The sequence below is a fragment of the Pseudaminobacter sp. Soil_N_29 genome, assembly GCF_057656055.1.
In genome coordinates this window covers 339,071-355,315 of record NZ_JBDGLC010000003.1, presented here as the reverse complement: position 1 = coordinate 355,315, position 16,245 = coordinate 339,071, and the positions used below count along the sequence as shown (strand labels likewise).

The 16,245-nt window shown below is 65.0% G+C and carries 16 protein-coding genes; 7 read left to right on the top strand and 9 right to left on the bottom strand.

Going from position 1 to position 16,245, the window contains the following annotated elements:
- Nucleotide 1: 1 nt before the first annotated feature.
- Nucleotides 2-1,222, bottom strand: coding sequence for a type III PLP-dependent enzyme domain-containing protein (locus tag AC3A4H_RS10305; RefSeq protein ID WP_487766607.1), 1,221 nt, complete (start codon nucleotides 1,220-1,222; stop codon nucleotides 2-4).
- 223 nt (nucleotides 1,223-1,445) lie between these two features.
- Between AC3A4H_RS10305 and AC3A4H_RS10300 the strand changes: the two genes are divergently transcribed.
- The 3 genes from AC3A4H_RS10300 to AC3A4H_RS10290 all read left to right on the top strand — a co-directional run bounded on the left by AC3A4H_RS10300 (nucleotide 1,446) and on the right by AC3A4H_RS10290 (nucleotide 4,509).
- Nucleotides 1,446-2,468: a YeiH family protein gene (locus AC3A4H_RS10300; RefSeq protein ID WP_487766693.1), complete on the top strand. Its 1,023-nt coding sequence runs from the start codon at nucleotides 1,446-1,448 to the stop codon at nucleotides 2,466-2,468.
- Nucleotides 2,469-2,487: 19 nt separating this feature from the next.
- On the top strand, nucleotides 2,488-3,414 hold the full coding sequence (locus AC3A4H_RS10295) for a LysR family transcriptional regulator (protein ID WP_487766606.1): 927 nt from the start codon (nucleotides 2,488-2,490) through the stop codon (nucleotides 3,412-3,414).
- 129 nt (nucleotides 3,415-3,543) lie between these two features.
- Nucleotides 3,544-4,509 (top strand): DMT family transporter, encoded by a 966-nt coding sequence (locus tag AC3A4H_RS10290; RefSeq protein WP_487766605.1) that lies wholly within the window; start codon nucleotides 3,544-3,546, stop codon nucleotides 4,507-4,509.
- Between the two features lie 332 nt (nucleotides 4,510-4,841).
- Here AC3A4H_RS10290 and metF read toward each other — a convergent pair whose 3' ends face one another.
- Together metF and AC3A4H_RS10280 are read right to left on the bottom strand one after the other, a co-directional pair.
- On the bottom strand, nucleotides 4,842-5,762 hold the full coding sequence (metF, locus tag AC3A4H_RS10285; protein ID WP_487766604.1) for a methylenetetrahydrofolate reductase [NAD(P)H]: 921 nt from the start codon (nucleotides 5,760-5,762) through the stop codon (nucleotides 4,842-4,844).
- Nucleotides 5,762-6,763 carry an ArsR/SmtB family transcription factor gene (locus AC3A4H_RS10280; RefSeq protein WP_487766603.1) on the bottom strand — a complete coding sequence of 334 codons (1,002 nt, stop codon included), beginning with the start codon at nucleotides 6,761-6,763 and terminating at the stop codon, nucleotides 5,762-5,764. The genes metF and AC3A4H_RS10280 overlap by 1 nt, the downstream gene beginning before the upstream one ends.
- A gap of 101 nt (nucleotides 6,764-6,864) precedes the next feature.
- On the opposite strand from AC3A4H_RS10280, the gene tsaA reads away from it, so the two are divergent.
- From tsaA to AC3A4H_RS10265, 3 genes are all read left to right on the top strand, one after another.
- Complete coding sequence (gene tsaA, locus AC3A4H_RS10275; RefSeq protein ID WP_487766602.1) at nucleotides 6,865-7,368, top strand: tRNA (N6-threonylcarbamoyladenosine(37)-N6)-methyltransferase TrmO; 504 nt, start codon at nucleotides 6,865-6,867, stop codon at nucleotides 7,366-7,368.
- On the top strand, nucleotides 7,365-7,679 hold the full coding sequence (locus tag AC3A4H_RS10270; RefSeq protein WP_487766601.1) for a DUF2293 domain-containing protein: 315 nt from the start codon (nucleotides 7,365-7,367) through the stop codon (nucleotides 7,677-7,679). The genes tsaA and AC3A4H_RS10270 overlap by 4 nt, the downstream gene beginning before the upstream one ends.
- A 100-nt stretch (nucleotides 7,680-7,779) precedes the next feature.
- The gene (locus AC3A4H_RS10265) at nucleotides 7,780-8,727 is read left to right on the top strand and encodes an aminotransferase class IV (protein ID WP_487766600.1); all 948 of its coding nucleotides are present in this window, start codon (nucleotides 7,780-7,782) and stop codon (nucleotides 8,725-8,727) included.
- 28 nt (nucleotides 8,728-8,755) lie between these two features.
- Here the strand turns inward: AC3A4H_RS10265 and AC3A4H_RS10260 are convergent, their stop codons facing one another.
- The 6 genes from AC3A4H_RS10260 to AC3A4H_RS10235 form a co-directional block, all read right to left on the bottom strand.
- Nucleotides 8,756-9,370 (bottom strand): MOSC domain-containing protein, encoded by a 615-nt coding sequence (locus AC3A4H_RS10260; protein WP_487766599.1) that lies wholly within the window; start codon nucleotides 9,368-9,370, stop codon nucleotides 8,756-8,758.
- Nucleotides 9,371-9,486: 116 nt separating this feature from the next.
- Nucleotides 9,487-10,608, bottom strand: coding sequence for a beta-ketoacyl-ACP synthase III (locus tag AC3A4H_RS10255; RefSeq protein ID WP_487766598.1), 1,122 nt, complete (start codon nucleotides 10,606-10,608; stop codon nucleotides 9,487-9,489).
- Nucleotides 10,609-10,735: 127 nt separating this feature from the next.
- Nucleotides 10,736-11,503 carry a trans-aconitate 2-methyltransferase gene (tam, locus tag AC3A4H_RS10250; RefSeq protein WP_487766597.1) on the bottom strand — a complete coding sequence of 256 codons (768 nt, stop codon included), beginning with the start codon at nucleotides 11,501-11,503 and terminating at the stop codon, nucleotides 10,736-10,738.
- A 59-nt stretch (nucleotides 11,504-11,562) separates the two neighbouring features.
- Nucleotides 11,563-13,212 carry an energy-dependent translational throttle protein EttA gene (ettA, locus tag AC3A4H_RS10245; RefSeq protein ID WP_487766596.1) on the bottom strand — a complete coding sequence of 550 codons (1,650 nt, stop codon included), beginning with the start codon at nucleotides 13,210-13,212 and terminating at the stop codon, nucleotides 11,563-11,565.
- A 157-nt stretch (nucleotides 13,213-13,369) separates the two neighbouring features.
- Nucleotides 13,370-14,131 (bottom strand): ABC transporter permease, encoded by a 762-nt coding sequence (locus tag AC3A4H_RS10240; RefSeq protein ID WP_487766595.1) that lies wholly within the window; start codon nucleotides 14,129-14,131, stop codon nucleotides 13,370-13,372.
- Nucleotides 14,128-15,054: an ABC transporter ATP-binding protein gene (locus AC3A4H_RS10235; protein ID WP_487766594.1), complete on the bottom strand. Its 927-nt coding sequence runs from the start codon at nucleotides 15,052-15,054 to the stop codon at nucleotides 14,128-14,130. The genes AC3A4H_RS10240 and AC3A4H_RS10235 overlap by 4 nt, the downstream gene beginning before the upstream one ends.
- A 198-nt stretch (nucleotides 15,055-15,252) precedes the next feature.
- On the opposite strand from AC3A4H_RS10235, the gene AC3A4H_RS10230 reads away from it, so the two are divergent.
- On the top strand, nucleotides 15,253-16,185 hold the full coding sequence (locus tag AC3A4H_RS10230; RefSeq protein ID WP_487766593.1) for an alpha/beta fold hydrolase: 933 nt from the start codon (nucleotides 15,253-15,255) through the stop codon (nucleotides 16,183-16,185).
- The last annotated feature ends 60 nt before the right edge of the window (nucleotides 16,186-16,245 follow it).

The window sequence follows — 16,245 nt, the reverse complement described above, 5'->3', positions numbered from 1 at the left end:
GCTAATCCGCCATGGTTTCGAGGCTGGCGAGGCCCTGCGGCGCCTCGCCCTCTTCGAAGGGCGTGGTCACTTCCACGAAGGTGTCGGGATAAAAGCCGTTGAAGCGCGTCCTGAGCGACAGCGAATAGGCGCCGATATGGCCAATCTCGATCCAGTCTCCGGTGTCGATGGTTTCCGGCAGCCAGAACGGCCGCGACAGTATGTCGACGGAATCGCAGGTCGCGCCGCAGACCTTGAATGGCACGATGTTCTGCTCCAGCCCGTTGCGCGAGCGGATGGCCGGATCTGGTATGAAACGCGCCGGGAGCGTGATCTTGCCGGTCCAGCTATCGGACAGCGAGGCCCAGATGCCGTCGTTGATGTAGAGCCGACGGCCCTTGCGCAACAGCACCCGCACGATGAGCGAGAAGGCGCGCGCCACGATCACCCGGCCCGGCTCGGCCACCAGCGGCACCTCGTCAAAACCATATTCGCGCAGATCGCCCCGCAGGCGTGACATGATCTGCCCGAGCGAGGGCATTTCGCGCTTCTTGCGGCGAGGGTCTTCACCATATTCGGCCGGGAAGCCGCCGCCGACATCGAGCCCCGCGATCTCGAAGCCCAGCCGGTTGCGCACCCAGTTGGCCGAGGCCAGCGCGCGCTCGTAGACGTCCGGGTCCTCGATCTGGCTGCCTACGTGGAAGCACAGCCCAACCTTGTAGCCGTGGCGGTGCAGGCGGTGGCCGAGCTCGACCGCATAGGCCGGACCGGCGCCGAATTTCTTCGACAGCTCATAGGCCGCCTGGCCCTTGGTCTGGATGCGCACGAAGACGGTGAGCGTGCCCGGGTCGATGTCGAGCGCCTGCACGATGCGGCCAAGCTTGGTGACCTCGTCCTCATGATCGACAGCGATTGAGCGGATGCCGTACTTTTCCAGCGCCAGCCTGATGTCGGACTGCGCCTTGACCGGATGCATGTAGAACATCTCGGCGTCGGCTGAGACCGCGCGCACGGCAGCGAACTCGCCGGGCGATGCGACGTCGAAGGCGGTGACGCCCGCCTCCACAAGCGTCTTCAGCACCAACTGCTCGCCATTTGTCTTGACCGCATAGGCGGTCTTGCCGGGAAACATGCCCATGAAGCCGCGCGCGTCGGCCTTCAGAACCTCCGGCCGGAAGCAATAGACCGGATCGTCGGGACGAAGGGCCAGAGCGGCGGCCTTCGCATTCTCGAATTGCTGCATGCGTCCTCCCGGATCGCCCCCGGGTGAAAACTTAGAGCATGCGTCCAGTGAAGGGAAACCACTTCCTTGCCACCATCATTCGTTTTTAACGAACGGTTTCTACGATACAATGCGTTGGATCGATTGATTGGATTGAGCGAGACCATGGCCAGAACAAACCGGATTTTCAGCCATGACCGCGCTTTCCACCCACGACACGCCCATTGCCGCGCCCGCCGCCTTGATGCCGACCCAAGCTGCACCAGGCATGGGGCAGCGAGCGTTGGGCGTAGTGCCGGGGCTGGCACTGACGGTGGCAATCGCAGCGGCCGCCTTCGGACTGCGGCAGGTGCCGGGCGTGGCCCTATTCAGCCCCATGATCCTCGCCATTCTCATCGGCATCGCGTTTCACAATCTCGTCGGCACGCCGGCACGCGCCAAGGCGGGCGTGGTGTTCTCGCTGCGGCGGGTGCTACGGCTGGCCATCATCCTGCTCGGCCTGCAATTGACGGCGGCGCAGGTCGCGGAAGTGGGCGCTGCCGGCATCGCCATCATCGTGGCGACGCTGGTTGCGACCTTCATCTTTACCGTTCGGCTGGGCCGGGCGATGGGCGTGGAGCCGAAGCTTGCCGAACTCATCGCGGCCGGCACGTCGATCTGCGGCGCCTCGGCCGTGATCGCCACCAACACGGTGACGCGCGCGCCCGACGAGGACGTGGCCTATGCGGTGGCCTGCGTGACGGTGTTCGGCTCGATCGCCATGTTCGCCTATCCGCTGCTGCCGGCGCTGTTGGGGCTGGACGCCCACGCATATGGCCTGTGGGCCGGCGCCTCGATCCACGAGATCGCGCAGGTGGTGGCGGCAAGTTTCCAGGGCGGCCAGTCTGCCGGCGAGTTCGGCACCGTAGCAAAGCTCAGCCGCGTGATGCTGCTTGCGCCCGTCGTGCTGTCGCTCGGCTTCCTGGCCACGCGCCGCGCGGCCAAGCTTGGCCAGGACCAGGCGGCCGCCAAGGCGCCGGTGCCGTGGTTCGTGCTGGGCTTCATCGCGCTGGTGGCGGTCAACAGCGTCGTATCCATCCCGGCCGAGGCCAGGAGCGTCATCGTGATGGCCACGACCTTCATGCTCAGCGTGGCGCTCGCCGCCATGGGGCTGGAGACCGACATCCGCAAGCTACGGGCAAAAGGCCTGCGCCCCCTGTTGCTTGGGCTGGCTGCCTCTATCTTCATCGCTGGCTTCAGCCTGACGCTGATCAAGCTGGTGGGGTGATCCACCCGGAGCTGCGCCCATGACGCTGGAGCAGCTCCGCATCTTCGTCGCCGTGGCCGAGCGCGAGCATGTGACCCGTGCCGCACGCGACCTGAACCTCACCCAGTCGGCCACCAGCGCGGCCATCGCGGCACTCGAGGCGCGGCACGCGACAAGATTGTTCGACCGGGTCGGCCGCCGCATCGAGCTCACCGAGGCAGGGCGGCTGTTTCTGGTCGAGGCCCGCGCAGTGCTGGCACGCGCTGCCTCAGCCGAAGCCGTGCTGGCCGATCTCGCCGGGCTGAAGCGCGGCTCTCTGCTACTGGCCGCCAGCCAGACGGTGGCAAACTACTGGCTGCCGCCCTTCATGCACCGCTTCCAGACGCTGTATCCCGGCATCTCCCTGAAACTAACCATCGGCAACACCGAGCAGGTGGCGGCAAGCGTGCGCGATGGTTTTTCAGACCTCGGCTTCATCGAGGGCGAGATCGACGACCCTGCCCTCATGGTCATGCCCGCCGCCGAGGACGAGCTGGTGCTGGTGGTAGGGGCCGGTCACACCTGGGCAAACCGCACGGAAATCGCCCCCGCCGACCTCACCGGTACGCGCTGGGTGCTGCGCGAGCCAGGCTCGGGCACGCGCGCCGTCTTCGAGGAGGCGCTTGAGGGTCTGGGCATCGCGCCCGCCGAACTCGATGTGGCGCTGGAGCTTTCCTCCAACGAGGCGGTGCGCACCGCCGTCATCGCTGGCGCGGGCGCGACGGCCATGTCGCGCTTCGTCACCGAGGCGGCGGTGGCCGCAGGGCGGCTGGTGCAGATGCCGCTTCCCTTCCCGAAGCGGCGCTTTTTGGCCATACGCCACAAGGAGCGGCATCTGACCCGCGCCCAGGCCGAGTTTCTGGACCTGATCGGGACGGAGGCGGCGGCGGGCAAGAAACGGGTGGCGGGCAAGACCCCAGCCACCTAGACCTCGCCCAGCCCGGCGCGCTGAAGCGAGACCGGGATTCTGGTCCGGCAGAAAGTGGCGCCTGCTCCATCCCAATTGCATCGGGATGGGCGAGTTTCATTCCACCGGCGCAGCTCCGAGGGGATTTTTATGGGCACAGGTTCCATCGCCGGCAGGGCGCGGACGACGATGAACGCGAGGGACTGGGGCCAGCTTCTGCTGCTCGGCGCGATCTGGGGCGGCTCGTTCTTCTTCGCCCGCATCGCGGTCGCCGAAATCCAGCCGCTGGTGCTTGTGCTGTTCCGCGTGACGATCGCCGCTGTTGCGCTGCTCGTCTATCTGGGCCTGCGCGGGCCTTCGATCCGGCTCGCGCTGCCCTACATCGCCCCGTTCTTCGCGCTGGCGCTGCTCAACAACATCATCCCCTTCTCGCTGATCTTCCTTGGCCAGACAGAGCTCGGCGCCGGGCTCGCTGCGGTTCTCAACGCCACTACGCCGTTCTGGACGCTGATCGTCGCCAACCTGTTCACCGACGACGAGAAGCTGACGCGCAACAAGCTGGCCGGCATTCTGCTTGGCATTGCCGGCACAGCGGTGATGATCGGCCCCGGCCTGCTGGCTGGGCTGGGCGGCCCGGTGTGGGCGAAATTCGCGCTGATCGGCGCAGCCCTTTCCTATGCCGTGGCGCTGATCGTGGCGCGGCGCTTCCGCGCCCTGCCGCCGCCGGTGGTGGCGACCGGCCAGCTTGCCGCCTCGGCCGTCATCATGGTCCCGGTGGTGGCGCTGGTACACGGCACCTCGGGCCTGTTTTCGGCCAGCCTACCGGTGTGGGCGGCGGTGCTGGCGCTGGCGTTGTTGTCCACCGCCTTTGCCTACATCCTGTTCTTCAACCTGGTCGCCTCGGCCGGCGCTACCAATGCGTCGCTGGTGACGCTGATCGTGCCGGTAAGTGCGGCCCTGCTCGGCATGATGTTCCTCGGAGAGAGGCTGGAAGCGGTCGAACTGGCAGGCATGGCGCTGATCGGCATCGGCCTGGTGACCATCGACGGCAGGATTCTGGAGCGGATTCGACGCAAAAAAGACGACACTCCGCCACAATTTATTCACAAGTCCTAAGCCGGCTTTTGATCAATTTTTTCAAAGGCTAAGGCCGACAGGTGGGGTCGCATTCGGGCCATATGTGTCGCATTGCAGCATGATTTGTGCTTGCCTGTGGCTCAAAGTCCCCTAGACTCCGGCCCCATTAGCTCAAACAGGAGGCTAGTTATGGGACTTGCACGGCCGATCAACGCATTGATGATTTGCGCTGCATTCGCTGTTATAGGCGCCCTGATCATGGGAGTTCTTCCCTAGGCCCAGAGCTGTTGGGGGCCGGCACCGCCGGCAACATTCGAAAGGCCGGGCCAAGCGCCCGGCCTTTCCTTTTGAGGCCTCGCGACGACAGCCCTTCAGGCCGCGGCCGAACTTGGAACAGCCGCCGGCGCCTGGGGGCGAATGCCGATCATATGGCATATGGCCAGTGATAGTTCTGCACGGTTCATGGTGTAGAAGTGGAAGTCGTCCACGCCGCGTTCCACAAGGTCCAGCACCTGCTCGGCGGCAACCGCCGCGGCCACCAGCGCATGGGTCTGCGGGTCGCTCTGCAGCCCGTCGAAGCGTTCGACCAGCCACGCCGGCACATGCGCGCCGGCGCGCGCCGAGAAATTGGCCACCTGCGCGAAGTTGTGCACCGGCAGCACGCCCGGCACGATGGGGATGTAGATGCCGGCCCGGCGCACACGCTCGACGTAGCGTTCATAGAGATCGTTGTCGAAGAAGAACTGGGTGATGGCGCGCGTGGCGCCATTGTCGACCTTGCGCTTCAGCATGTCGATGTCGGTGGCAAAATCGGGGCTCTCGGGGTGCTTTTCGGGATAGGCCGAGACCGAGATGTCGAAATCGCCGACGCTCTTCAGCGCGCCCACCAGTTCGGCACCATTGGCATAGCCGCCCGGATGCGGCCGGTAGCACGCCCCCACGCCTTCCACCGGGTCGCCGCGCAATGCCACGAAGCGGGTCACGCCCATCTCGACGAATTCGCCGATGACCTTGTCGATCTCGCCGCGCACGGCATCGACGCAGGTCAGGTGCGCGGCGGGCGTCAGCGTCGTCTCGGTCAGGATGCGCCTGACGGTGCGCGCCGTGCGCTCGCGCGTCGAGCCGCCGGCGCCATAGGTCACCGAGACGAATTCCGGCTGCAGCGGCTCAAGCCGCGTCACCGTATCCCACAGCCGCGCCTCCATCTCCTCGGTCTTCGGGGGGAAGAATTCGAAGGAAACGCTGATCTTGCCCCCTATACCCGGTCGACGCGAAAATCCGAAATTGTTCATCAGGCAGTTTCCCTTGCGGTACTTGGGGTAGGATCGGCAATCAGCAGGCGGCGGTCTCGGCCGAGCCAGAGTTTGACGGTGAGCTTGGCTTCCGCGCCGCCGCGCGGTTCGAAATCCTGGGTCTCCTCCAGGTCGAGCCCGGCTTCGGTGAACCACTCGGCGATCTGGCGGTCGGAGAAGCCGAGCCGCATATGCGCATGCTCCTCGCGCAGGAATTCCAGCGCGTGCGCAGCGAAATCGACGATCACCAGCCGGCCGGCGGGCCTCAGCAGCCGCGCGGCCTCGCGGATCGCCAGTGCCGGATCATCTAGATAGTGCAGCACCTGGTGAATGGTAATGAGGTCGAAGGAATCGCGCTCGACCGGCGGCGCATAGATATCGCCCAGCCGCACCTGCGCGTTGGAAATGCCGGCCTTGTCGAGATTGGCGCGCGCCACCGTCAGCATCTCGCGCGACATGTCGATGCCGATGCCGCGCCGGTAAAGCGGCGCAAAAATCTCCAGCAGGCGCCCGGTGCCGGTGCCGAGGTCGAGCATGGTCTGGAACGGACGCTTGCCGACCAGCTTCAGCAGCGCGGTCTCCACCGCCTTGTCGGGCACGTGCAGCGAGCGGATCTCGTCCCAGCTCGCGGCGTTCTCGTTGAAATATTCGCGCGCCCTCTCCTGCCGCCGCCGCTTCACGGCGGCCAGCCGCTCCAGGTCGCGCTCGATCTGCGGGTCGCCGTCATGCACGCGCGAGACCAGCCCTTGCACGAATTCGCGGCCGCCATCGGAATCCGTGACCCGGAAGAACGCCCAGGAGCCCTCCTGGTAGCGCTCGATCAGCCCCGCCTCCAGCAGCAGCTTCAGGTGGCGCGAAACGCGCGGCTGCGACTGGTTGAGGATTTCGGTAAGGTCGGACACGGTGAGATCGCCGTGCGACAACAGCGCCAGAATGCGCAGGCGGCTGGATTCGGCCGCCGCCTTCAATGTATCAACGAGAATGTCGAGGGTTACGCGCATGCCGGCCTCTTGCAGAAAGACATAAACATATCTTTATGTGATGTCGGTACGTTTTGCAACGGCAAAGGCGGCTCAACAGCAGGATGGTCGGAGAAATGGGCATGTTCGAAACACGCGAGGGCGAGCAGGCGCTGCCCGAGGACCCCGCCGGGATGCCCGGAGACGACCACATCGTGTTCATCGGCCGCATCCGCTCGCCCTGGACCAGGCGCGAGGATTGCCCGAAGAACATGGGCGCGGCGCGCGAAAAGGGCGGCGGCGCGACCATCGAGATCGACGCGCCCTACCGGCCGGGGCTGGAAGGGCTCGGCCGCGCCAGCCATGTTGTGGTGCTGACCTGGCTGCAGCACGCGCCGCGCAACCTGATCATCCAGAAGCCGCGCCATGCGGCCGAGGCCAAGGGCGTTTTCGCGTTGCGCTCGCCGGCCCGTCCGAACCCGGTGGGCCTGCATGTCGTGCGCATGGTCGGGCTGGACATCGAGGCCGGGGTGCTGACGCTGGAGGCGATCGATGTGCTCGACGGAACCCCGGTCATCGACCTGAAGCCATATATCCCGAGCGTCGATGCCTGTGCCGATGCGGTATTCGAGCGGTCCGGCCAATGAAACCCTCGACCGGCCGCCAACGCGCCATCGCCAAGGCGCTGACGGCGCTGCTGCCGATGGCGCCCTATGCCGACACCGAGCGCATCCGCGCCGACGCAAGCGCGCCGCATCTGAAGACGCTACCGCCGTCAATCGCCGTATGGCTGGCGACGGTGGCGCATGTGCGCCACCAGCACACTGACTATGAGAGGCTGCTGGAGGAAGGCTATGACCGCGACTCTGCGCGCTTCTTCGTCATCGACCAGGTCAATGGCGTGCTGACCGGCTGGCGCGCGACGCGCCTGCTCGACCCGGACGAGGAGGAAGAATAGGTTTTTTCGGGCTTCGGCTGGCCTCATGGTCCGGGCCCCATGGAATATGGCCTGATCCTTCCTCGCCCGACAGCATCGGGCCGAAACAGAGGAGGAGGAAATGGACCGACAGGTTTCTGCGCTGCCGGAAGTTGGCAGCCGCCATGTGGACCCGCACAGCTATCCAAGCGGCGTCGCCTATCTCGACGGCCAATATGTGCCGATGTCGGAGGCCAAGGTCTCGGTGCTGGATTACGGCTTCCTGCACTCCGATGCCACCTACGACACGGTGCATGTGTGGAACGGCCGCTTCTTCCGCCTCGGCCTGCATATCGAGCGCTTCTTCGGCGGGCTGGAGCGGCTGCGCATGAGCATCCCCTACGACCGGGACGCCGTGGCGGAGATCCTGCACAACTGCGTCGCGCTTTCCGGCCACCGCTCGGCCTATGTCGAGATGCTGTGCACGCGCGGCGCCTCGCCCACCTTCAGCCGCGATCCGCGCGATGCGGTGAACCGCTTCATGGCGTTTGCCATTCCCCTCGGCTCGGTCGCCAATGCCGAGCAGATGGAGCGCGGCTTGCATGTGGCCATCAGCCACCGAGTGCGCATACCGCCGGCGTCGGTCGACCCGGCGATCAAGAACTATCACTGGCTCGACCTCGTGCGCGGCCTTTACGACGCCTATGACAACAATGCCGAGACGGCGCTGTTGCTCGACTTCGATGGCAATGTCGCCGAGGGCCCCGGCTTCAACGTGTTCACCGTGAAGGACGGCCGTCTGGCGACGCCCGCAACTGGCGTGCTACCGGGCATCACGAGGCGCACCGTGTTCGACCTGTGCGCGGAACTGGGCGTCGAGGCGGCCGCCACAGCCGTCAGCGTCGAGGCCCTGCGCGGAGCCGAGGAGGTGTTCATCACGTCAACCGCCGGCGGCATCATGCCGGTGACGAGGATCGATGGTGTGCCGGTAGCCGATGGCAAGGTCGGCTCGATGACCACACGCCTGAAGGATCTTTACTGGCAAAAACACGAAGGCCCAGCGTGGTCGAGCCCCGTGCGCTATCCTTAAGGCGAGGGCGCGCTGTCCGGCGACAGGCTCAGGCCCGGTAGAGCCACTGTTCGGGCACGCGCACCGAGACCTCCTCGCCGGCTTCGATGCGGCCCGGCTTTTCCACCCAGGCGACGAGGCCGCGCAGGCGCTTGGCCACCTTGGGGAACAGCAGCGCCCCGACATCGAGGTCGGGCATGCCGGCGCGCTCGGCGATGCGGCGGCCGGCGATGCGGCATGGGCCGTTCTGCGAGTCTACCTTGAGCGTCACGCCGCCCTTGAAGAACAGCAGCGTCCCGGACGGCAGCATGGAAAGGTGGGGCAGGCCGTCGAGGACGAGGTTGGCGCCGATCCATTCCGGCTTGATCTCGGCAAGGCCCATCCCGTGCGCCGCCAGGGCCAGTTCGTCCGGCGCGAGGATGGAGAGCTGGCGCTCGTTGCGCATCTCGGTGCCGCGCGGATACCAAGGCTCGCGCCCGCCAGAGCGGCGCGTGTGTCCGGCATGATAGTCATTGAGGATGCCCCGGAAATCCAGCTCCAGCGCCTCGGTCGCGCGCGTTTCGAAGTCATCGTTCTCGGCGATGTAGACGCCGGCCACCCTGGCGGCGAGCTTGCGGGCGGGCAGGATTTCGATGTCTTGGGCAGGTGTCAGCAGGTCGAGCATGGGATGTCCTCGGGATTCGGCACGAACATGCCGCCGCACCCGCCCCGCGTCCAGCCAGAAAGCCTGATCGGTGGATGACGGAAGATGATTGGTGCAGAAGCTGAGGCCGCCCGCCCCTACATCATCCTGAGCAGCGCGCCGCCGATGGAATAGCCTGCGCCGAAGGCGCAGAGCAGGCCGTAGTCGCCGGGCTTCATGTCGGCATGGTTTTCCTCAAGCGCGATCACCGCGCCGGCACCGGCCGTGTTGCCCAGCCGCTCCAGCACCATCGGCGCGCGATCGTGGCCGACCTCGTGGCCGAAGGAGAGCTTGAGGATCATGGCGTTCATGCGCGCATTGGCCTGATGCAGCCAGAAGCGGCGGATGTCGTCGGGCGTCTGGCCGTGCTCGGCCAGGAAGTCGACGATGAAGCGGTGGCCGGCGACGGTGACATCCTTGAACACCCGGTTGCCCACCTGCTTGATCATGTTGCCTTCCAGCTCGATCATGTAGGGATCGTCCTGGGCCGTGCGGGTGAGATAGCCGAGATTGGTGCGGATATTGCTGGAAAGATGGGTCCAGAGCCGCGTGTCCAGCACCTCGAAGCAGCCGGGGCGCACCTCGTCCTCGCCGATCGCTTCCACCACCATGGAGGCTGAGGCGTCGCCGAAGATGAAATGCGTCTGGCGGTCCCGGAAGTTGAGATGCCCGGTGATGATCTCCGGCGTTGAGACCAGCACCCGCTTCTGCACGCCGGAGCGCACCAGGCCGGCGGCCACGTGCAGCCCTGCGGCGGCGGATGAGCAGCCCAGCCCCATGTCGAAGCCCGCGCCTTGCGTGCCCATGGCCTGCTGCATCTCGATGGCGATCGCCGGGTATGGCCGCTGGTGGTGCGAGGCCGAGCAGATGACAAGATCGACCTCGCCGGGCTCGACGCCGGCATGGGCCAGTGCCTTGCGCGCCGAGGCGATGCCGAACTCGGCTTCGAGCGAAAGCTCCTCGTCGGCACGGGCGGGAATGCGCGGCGCCATGCGGGCCGGGTCCAGAATGCCCTCGCGTTCGATCACATGCCGCTTCTTCACGCCCGAAGCCTGGACGATGAAATCGGCATCCGATTTCGAAAGCAGCTCCAGTCCCCGCGCGGCCCGGTCAGAATTTTCGACATCGACCCAGCTGTTGAAGCTTGCGACCAGCTCTTCATTGGTAATGGAAGCCTCGGGGATTTCGACGCCGATGCCGCTGATGATTACGCGATGCATGCTTTTGATTGTCCCGTGCGCATTCCCTCAACGATCTTTGTGCGCACGTCTTCAAGATCGTCAGCCAATATTGTTGCAGTGCGGCAGTTTACGCCAGATTAACTTGCCGCGCCAAGCAGGTTGATGCCTACTTTCGCTGGGCCACGATGAACAGGCGCGGGAAGCGCAGCAGCACCTTGCCATTCGCCGCCGGCGGATAGGCCACGGCGATGCGTGCAGTGTAGGCTTCCAGAAACACCTGCCTCTCGTTCTCCTCGAGCGGATCGACAAAAGGCTTCAGCCCGGTCCCCTTCACCCACTCCACGATCGCGGCAGCATTGGCCAGCGGGTGATTGTAGATCGTGTGCCAGATGTCGAGCCGCGCCGAAAGCGGCGCCAAGAGGTCGTAATAGGAGGAGACCGGCGGCAGCGGCGCCCGCGCCGCGCCGGCGATCCTTTCGGCAAACGGCATGGCGGCAGCTGTCTCGCGCATGGCCACATGGGAGGGCTCGCCGATATTGTCCGGCATCTGCACGGCAAGGAAGCCGCCGGGCGCGAGCAGCCCGAAAAGGCGCGCCATAACCGCCTGATGGTCCGGCAGCCACTGGAACACGGCATTGGCGAAGATGACGTCGACCGGCTCATCCGGCGTCCAGCTTTCGGCATCCGCGATCCGGAAATCCACCGAGGGCAGCCGCTTCTTCGCCTCCTCGATCATAGCCGGCGAGCTGTCGAAGCCCGAAACCCTGGCACCGGGCCAGCGTGCGGCAAGAAGCTCGGTGGAATTGCCCGGCCCGCAGCCGATGTCGACGACATGGCGCGGCGCCTCGAGCGGAATCTGCGCCAGCAGGTCCCGCGCCGGGCGCGTGCGCTCGTCCTCGAACTTCAGATATTGCGAGGCGGACCAGTCTTTCATCGCGCAAACCTCCAAACGAAACGCCCCGCCTTTGTGGGCGGGGCGCTGATGAAACCGCCTTAGCGGGTGAGGCGCTTGTAGGTCATCCGGTGCGGGGTCAGCGCATCGGGGCCGAGACGACGGACCTTGTCCTTCTCGTAGTCTTCGAAGTTGCCCTCGAACCACTCGACATGGCTGTCGCCCTCGAAGGCCAGGATGTGTGTGGCCAGACGATCGAGGAACATACGATCGTGGGAGATGATGACGGCGCAGCCGGCGTAGTTTTCCAGCGCGTCCTCAAGGGCCGCCAGCGTCTCGGTGTCGAGGTCGTTGGTCGGTTCGTCGAGCAGCAGCACGTTGCCGCCGGTCTTCAGCATCTTGGCAAGGTGCACGCGGTTGCGCTGACCGCCGGAGAGGTTGCCCACCTTCTGCTGCTGGTCGCCGCCGCGGAAGTTGAACGACGAGCAATAGGCGCGGGTGTTGGCCTCGAACTTGCCGAGCTTGACCACCTCAGCGCCGCCGGAAATCTCTTCCCAGACGGTCTTGTTCGGGTCGAGCGCGTCGCGGCTCTGGTCGACATAGCCGAGCTTGACGGTCTCGCCGACGCGGATGGAACCGGAATCGGGCTTTTCCTGTCCGGTGATCATCTTGAACAGCGTGGTCTTGCCGGCGCCGTTCGGGCCGATGACGCCGACGATGCCGCCGGGCGGCAGCTTGAACGACAGGTCCTCGATCAGCAGCTCGTCGCCGAAGCCCTTGCTGATGCCATCGACCTCGATGACCACATTGCCGAGGCGCTCGCTATGCGGGATGACGATCTGCGTGTCGCTCGGGCGGCGGCTGTCGGCGGCCTCCAGCAGATCCTCGAAGGCCTTGATACGGGCTTTGGACTTGGTCTGGCGCGCCTTGGGGCTGGACGCGATCCATTCGCGCTCGCGGCTGATGGCGCGCTGGCGGGCATCGTCCTCGCGGCCTTCCTGCTTGAGACGCTTGGCCTTGGCTTCCAGATAGGCGGTGTAGTTGCCCTCGTAGGGGATGCCGCGGCCACGGTCGAGCTCGAGGATCCAGCCGGTGACGTTGTCGAGGAAGTAGCGGTCGTGGGTGATGAGCAGCACCGAGCCCTTGTAGGCGCGCAGGTGCTTTTCAAGCCAGGCCGTGGTCTCGGCGTCGAGGTGGTTGGTCGGTTCGTCGAGCAGCAGCAGGTCGGGCTCTTCCAGTAGCAGACGGCACAGCGCCACGCGGCGGCGCTCACCACCCGAAAGGTTGGTCACCTCTGCGTCCTTGGGCGGGCAGGCCAGCGCCTCCATCGCCATCTCGACCTGCTGTTCGAGATCCCACAGGTTCAGGCGGTCCATCTCGTCCTGGAGATGCGCCGATTCATCGGCAGTCTCGTCGGAGTAGTTCATCATCAGCTCATTGTAGCGCTCGATGATGGCCGTCTTCTTCTTCACGCCGTCCATGACGTTTTCGAACACGGTCTTGGCCGGGTCGAGATGCGGCTCCTGCGCGAGGTAGCCGACGGTCGCGCCCTCGGCGAGCCAGGCTTCGCCGGTGTATTCCTTGTCCAGCCCGGCCATGATCTTGAGGATCGTCGACTTACCGGCGCCGTTGGGGCCCAGGATGCCGATCTTGGCGTCGGGGTAGAAGGACAGGTGGATGTTTTCGAGGACTTTCTTGGTGCCATAGGCCTTGTTCAGCCCGGCCATGTGATAGATGAACTGGCGTGCCACGCGCGCTTATCCCATGAATCGATTGTGAGGATTGGGTTCTTCAGGTTGAGCGCTATGTAGGCGATACGGGCCCAAACGGCAAATGCTTTCGGCTTTTCTGACCTGCTGAGGCAATGGGACGCCCCCGATCTCGCGGCCCCAAGGGTGGCGAGCAAACCTACGCCTTGATCCGCCAGCCTGTCCTGAAAATCCACCACACCGTTGTCAGGCAGATGGCAAGAAACACCAGCGTCATGCCTAGGCTGATGCCGACATTCACGTCGGCGATGCCGAAGAAGCTCCAGCGGAAGCCGCTGACCAGATAGACCACCGGGTTGAACAGCGTGACCTTCTGCCAGAACGGCGGCAGCATCTCGATGGAATAGAAGCTGCCGCCGAGAAAGGTCAGCGGGGTGACGATGAGCAGCGGCACCAGCTGCAGCTTCTCGAAATTGTCGGCCCAGATGCCGATGATGAAGCCGAACAGGCTGAAGGTCACTGCCGTCAGCACCAGGAACAGAGCCATCCAGAACGGGTGCTCGATGTGTAGCGGCACGAACAGCGAGGCGGTTGCCAGGATGATCAGGCCGAGGATGGTGGATTTCGACGCCGCCGCGCCGACATAGGCGATGACGATCTCCAGATAGGAAACCGGCGCCGAGAGTATCTCGTAGATCGTGCCGACGAATTTCGGGAAATAGATGCCGAAGGAGGCATTGGAGATACTTTGCGTAAGCAGCGAGAGCATGATGAGGCCCGGCACGATGAAGGCGCCGTAGCTGATCCCGTTGATCTCGCTGATGCGCGAGCCGATGGCCGCGCCAAAGACCACGAAATAGAGCGAGGTGGAGATGACCGGCGAGACGATGCTTTGCAAAAGCGTGCGCCAGGTCCGCGACATCTCGAACAGGTAGATCGCGCGGATCGCGTAAAAATTCATCGCCGTTCCCTCACCAGATTGACGAAGATGTCTTCCAGCGAACTCTGCCTGGTCTGCAGGTCCTTGAAGCGGATGCCGGCATCGTTGAGGTCCTTGAGCAGCGAGGTGATGCCGGTTCGCTCGCCCTGCGTGTCATAGGTGTAGACGAGCTCGTGCCCGCCGTCGGCCAGCTCCAGCCCGTGGTTGGCCAGCGCTGGCGGCACCCGCTCGAGCTGGCCCTGGAGCTGCAGCGTGAGCTGCTTGCGGCCGAGCTTGCGCATCAGTTCGGCCTTTTCCTCGACCAGTATGATCTCGCCATGGCTGATGACGCCCACCCGGTCGGCCATCTGCTCGGCCTCCTCGATGTAATGCGTGGTGAGGATGATGGTGACGCCGGTGTCGCGCAGCGCGCGCACCACGTCCCACATGTCGCGCCGAAGCTCGACATCGACGCCGGCCGTGGGCTCGTCGAGGAACAGTATCTGCGGCTCATGCGACAGCGCCTTGGCGATCATGACGCGGCGCTTCATGCCGCCGGAAAGCGTGATGATCTGGCTATTTCTCTTGTCCCAGAGCGAGAGCTCCTTCAGCACCTTCTCGATGTGGGCAGCATTGCGCCGCTTGCCGAACAGGCCGCGGCTGAAGCTGACGGTGTTCCAGACGGTCTCGAACGCGTCGGTCGCCAGCTCCTGCGGCACCAGGCCGATGCGCGAGCGGGCCGCGCGGAAGTCCCTGACGATGTCGTGGCCGTCGGCCAGCACCGTGCCTTCGGACGGATTGACGATGCCGCAGATGATGCTGATCAGCGTGGTCTTGCCGGCGCCGTTGGGCCCGAGCAGCGCGAAGATTTCGCCCCGGCGGATATCGAGATTGATGTTCTTCAGCGCCTGGAAGCCGGACGCATAGGTCTTGGACAGGTTCGAGACGGAAATGATCGGCTGCATGGCGACGACTTGCGGTGCGGTTGCGGTGGCGCTTTCGTAAAAACGCGGCGAAAGTCTCCGAGCCGAGACGGAAGTCAGCGCAGTATATGGGCAGCCTCGTGACACACAAGAGCGGCCCGGCCGGCTCCTGACAGCCTGCCCGTAACTCCCTTGACGCCCTCCCCGGCCATCGCCACAGTCGGCTGGGGGAAGAAGGCCATGCCGTTCGACAGACAATTGCTTTTCCAGTCGCCGACCGGCGCGAAGATCAAGCTCTATACGCGCCGCGCCGAGGGGCGGCCGCTCGGCGTCGTGCAGATCAATCACGGTCTGGCCGAGCACGCGGCGCGCTATGCCCGCTTCGCCGACTTCATGGCCGCTCGCGGCTTCCACGTTTACGCCCACGACCATCGCGGCCATGGCTTTTCCTCCGCGCCGGATGCGCCGCGCGGCGTGTTCGGAGCAACGGACGGCGTGGCAAGCGTGATCGCAGATGTCGCCGCCATCCATCGGCTGATCGCGGAGGAAAACGCCGACCTGCCCGTCATCGTGTTCGGCCACTCGATGGGCGGCGTCGTTGCGCTGAATTATCTGCTGCGCCACCCCGAAGGCGTGCGCGCCGCCGCGATCTGGAACGCCAATTTCTCCGCCGGGATGCTCGGCCGGCTGGCGCAGGCGCTGCTGGCCTATGAGCGCTTCCGCATGGGCTCTGACGTGCCGTCGCGCATCCTGCCAAAACTGACCTTCCAGGACTGGGCGAAGAAGGTGCCGAACCACCGCACCGATTTCGACTGGCTGTCCCGCGACGAGGCCGAGGTCGACAAATATGTCGCCGACCCGCTCTGCGGCTGGGATGCCTCGGTGTCGATGTGGCAGGACGTTTTCGAGATGATCTTCTACGGTGCCGATGACCGCAACTTCGCCGGGCTTCGCCGCGACCTTCCCTTCCACCTAGTGGGCGGCCAGAAGGACCCGGCAACCAACGGCTGCAAGGCGATCACCGATCTCGCGATCCGACTCGACCGGCAAGGGTTTTCGAATCTGTTTGCAAAGGTTTACGCCGATACCCGCCACGAAAGCTTGAACGAGGTGAATCGCCACATCATCATGGCGCAATTCGCCGACTGGGCCGAACGGACGGTGGCAAATTGAGCGCAACCGAGCCTGGCACAGCGCATCGCCCGTGACACGCCGGGCCGAATGTTGCTAGAG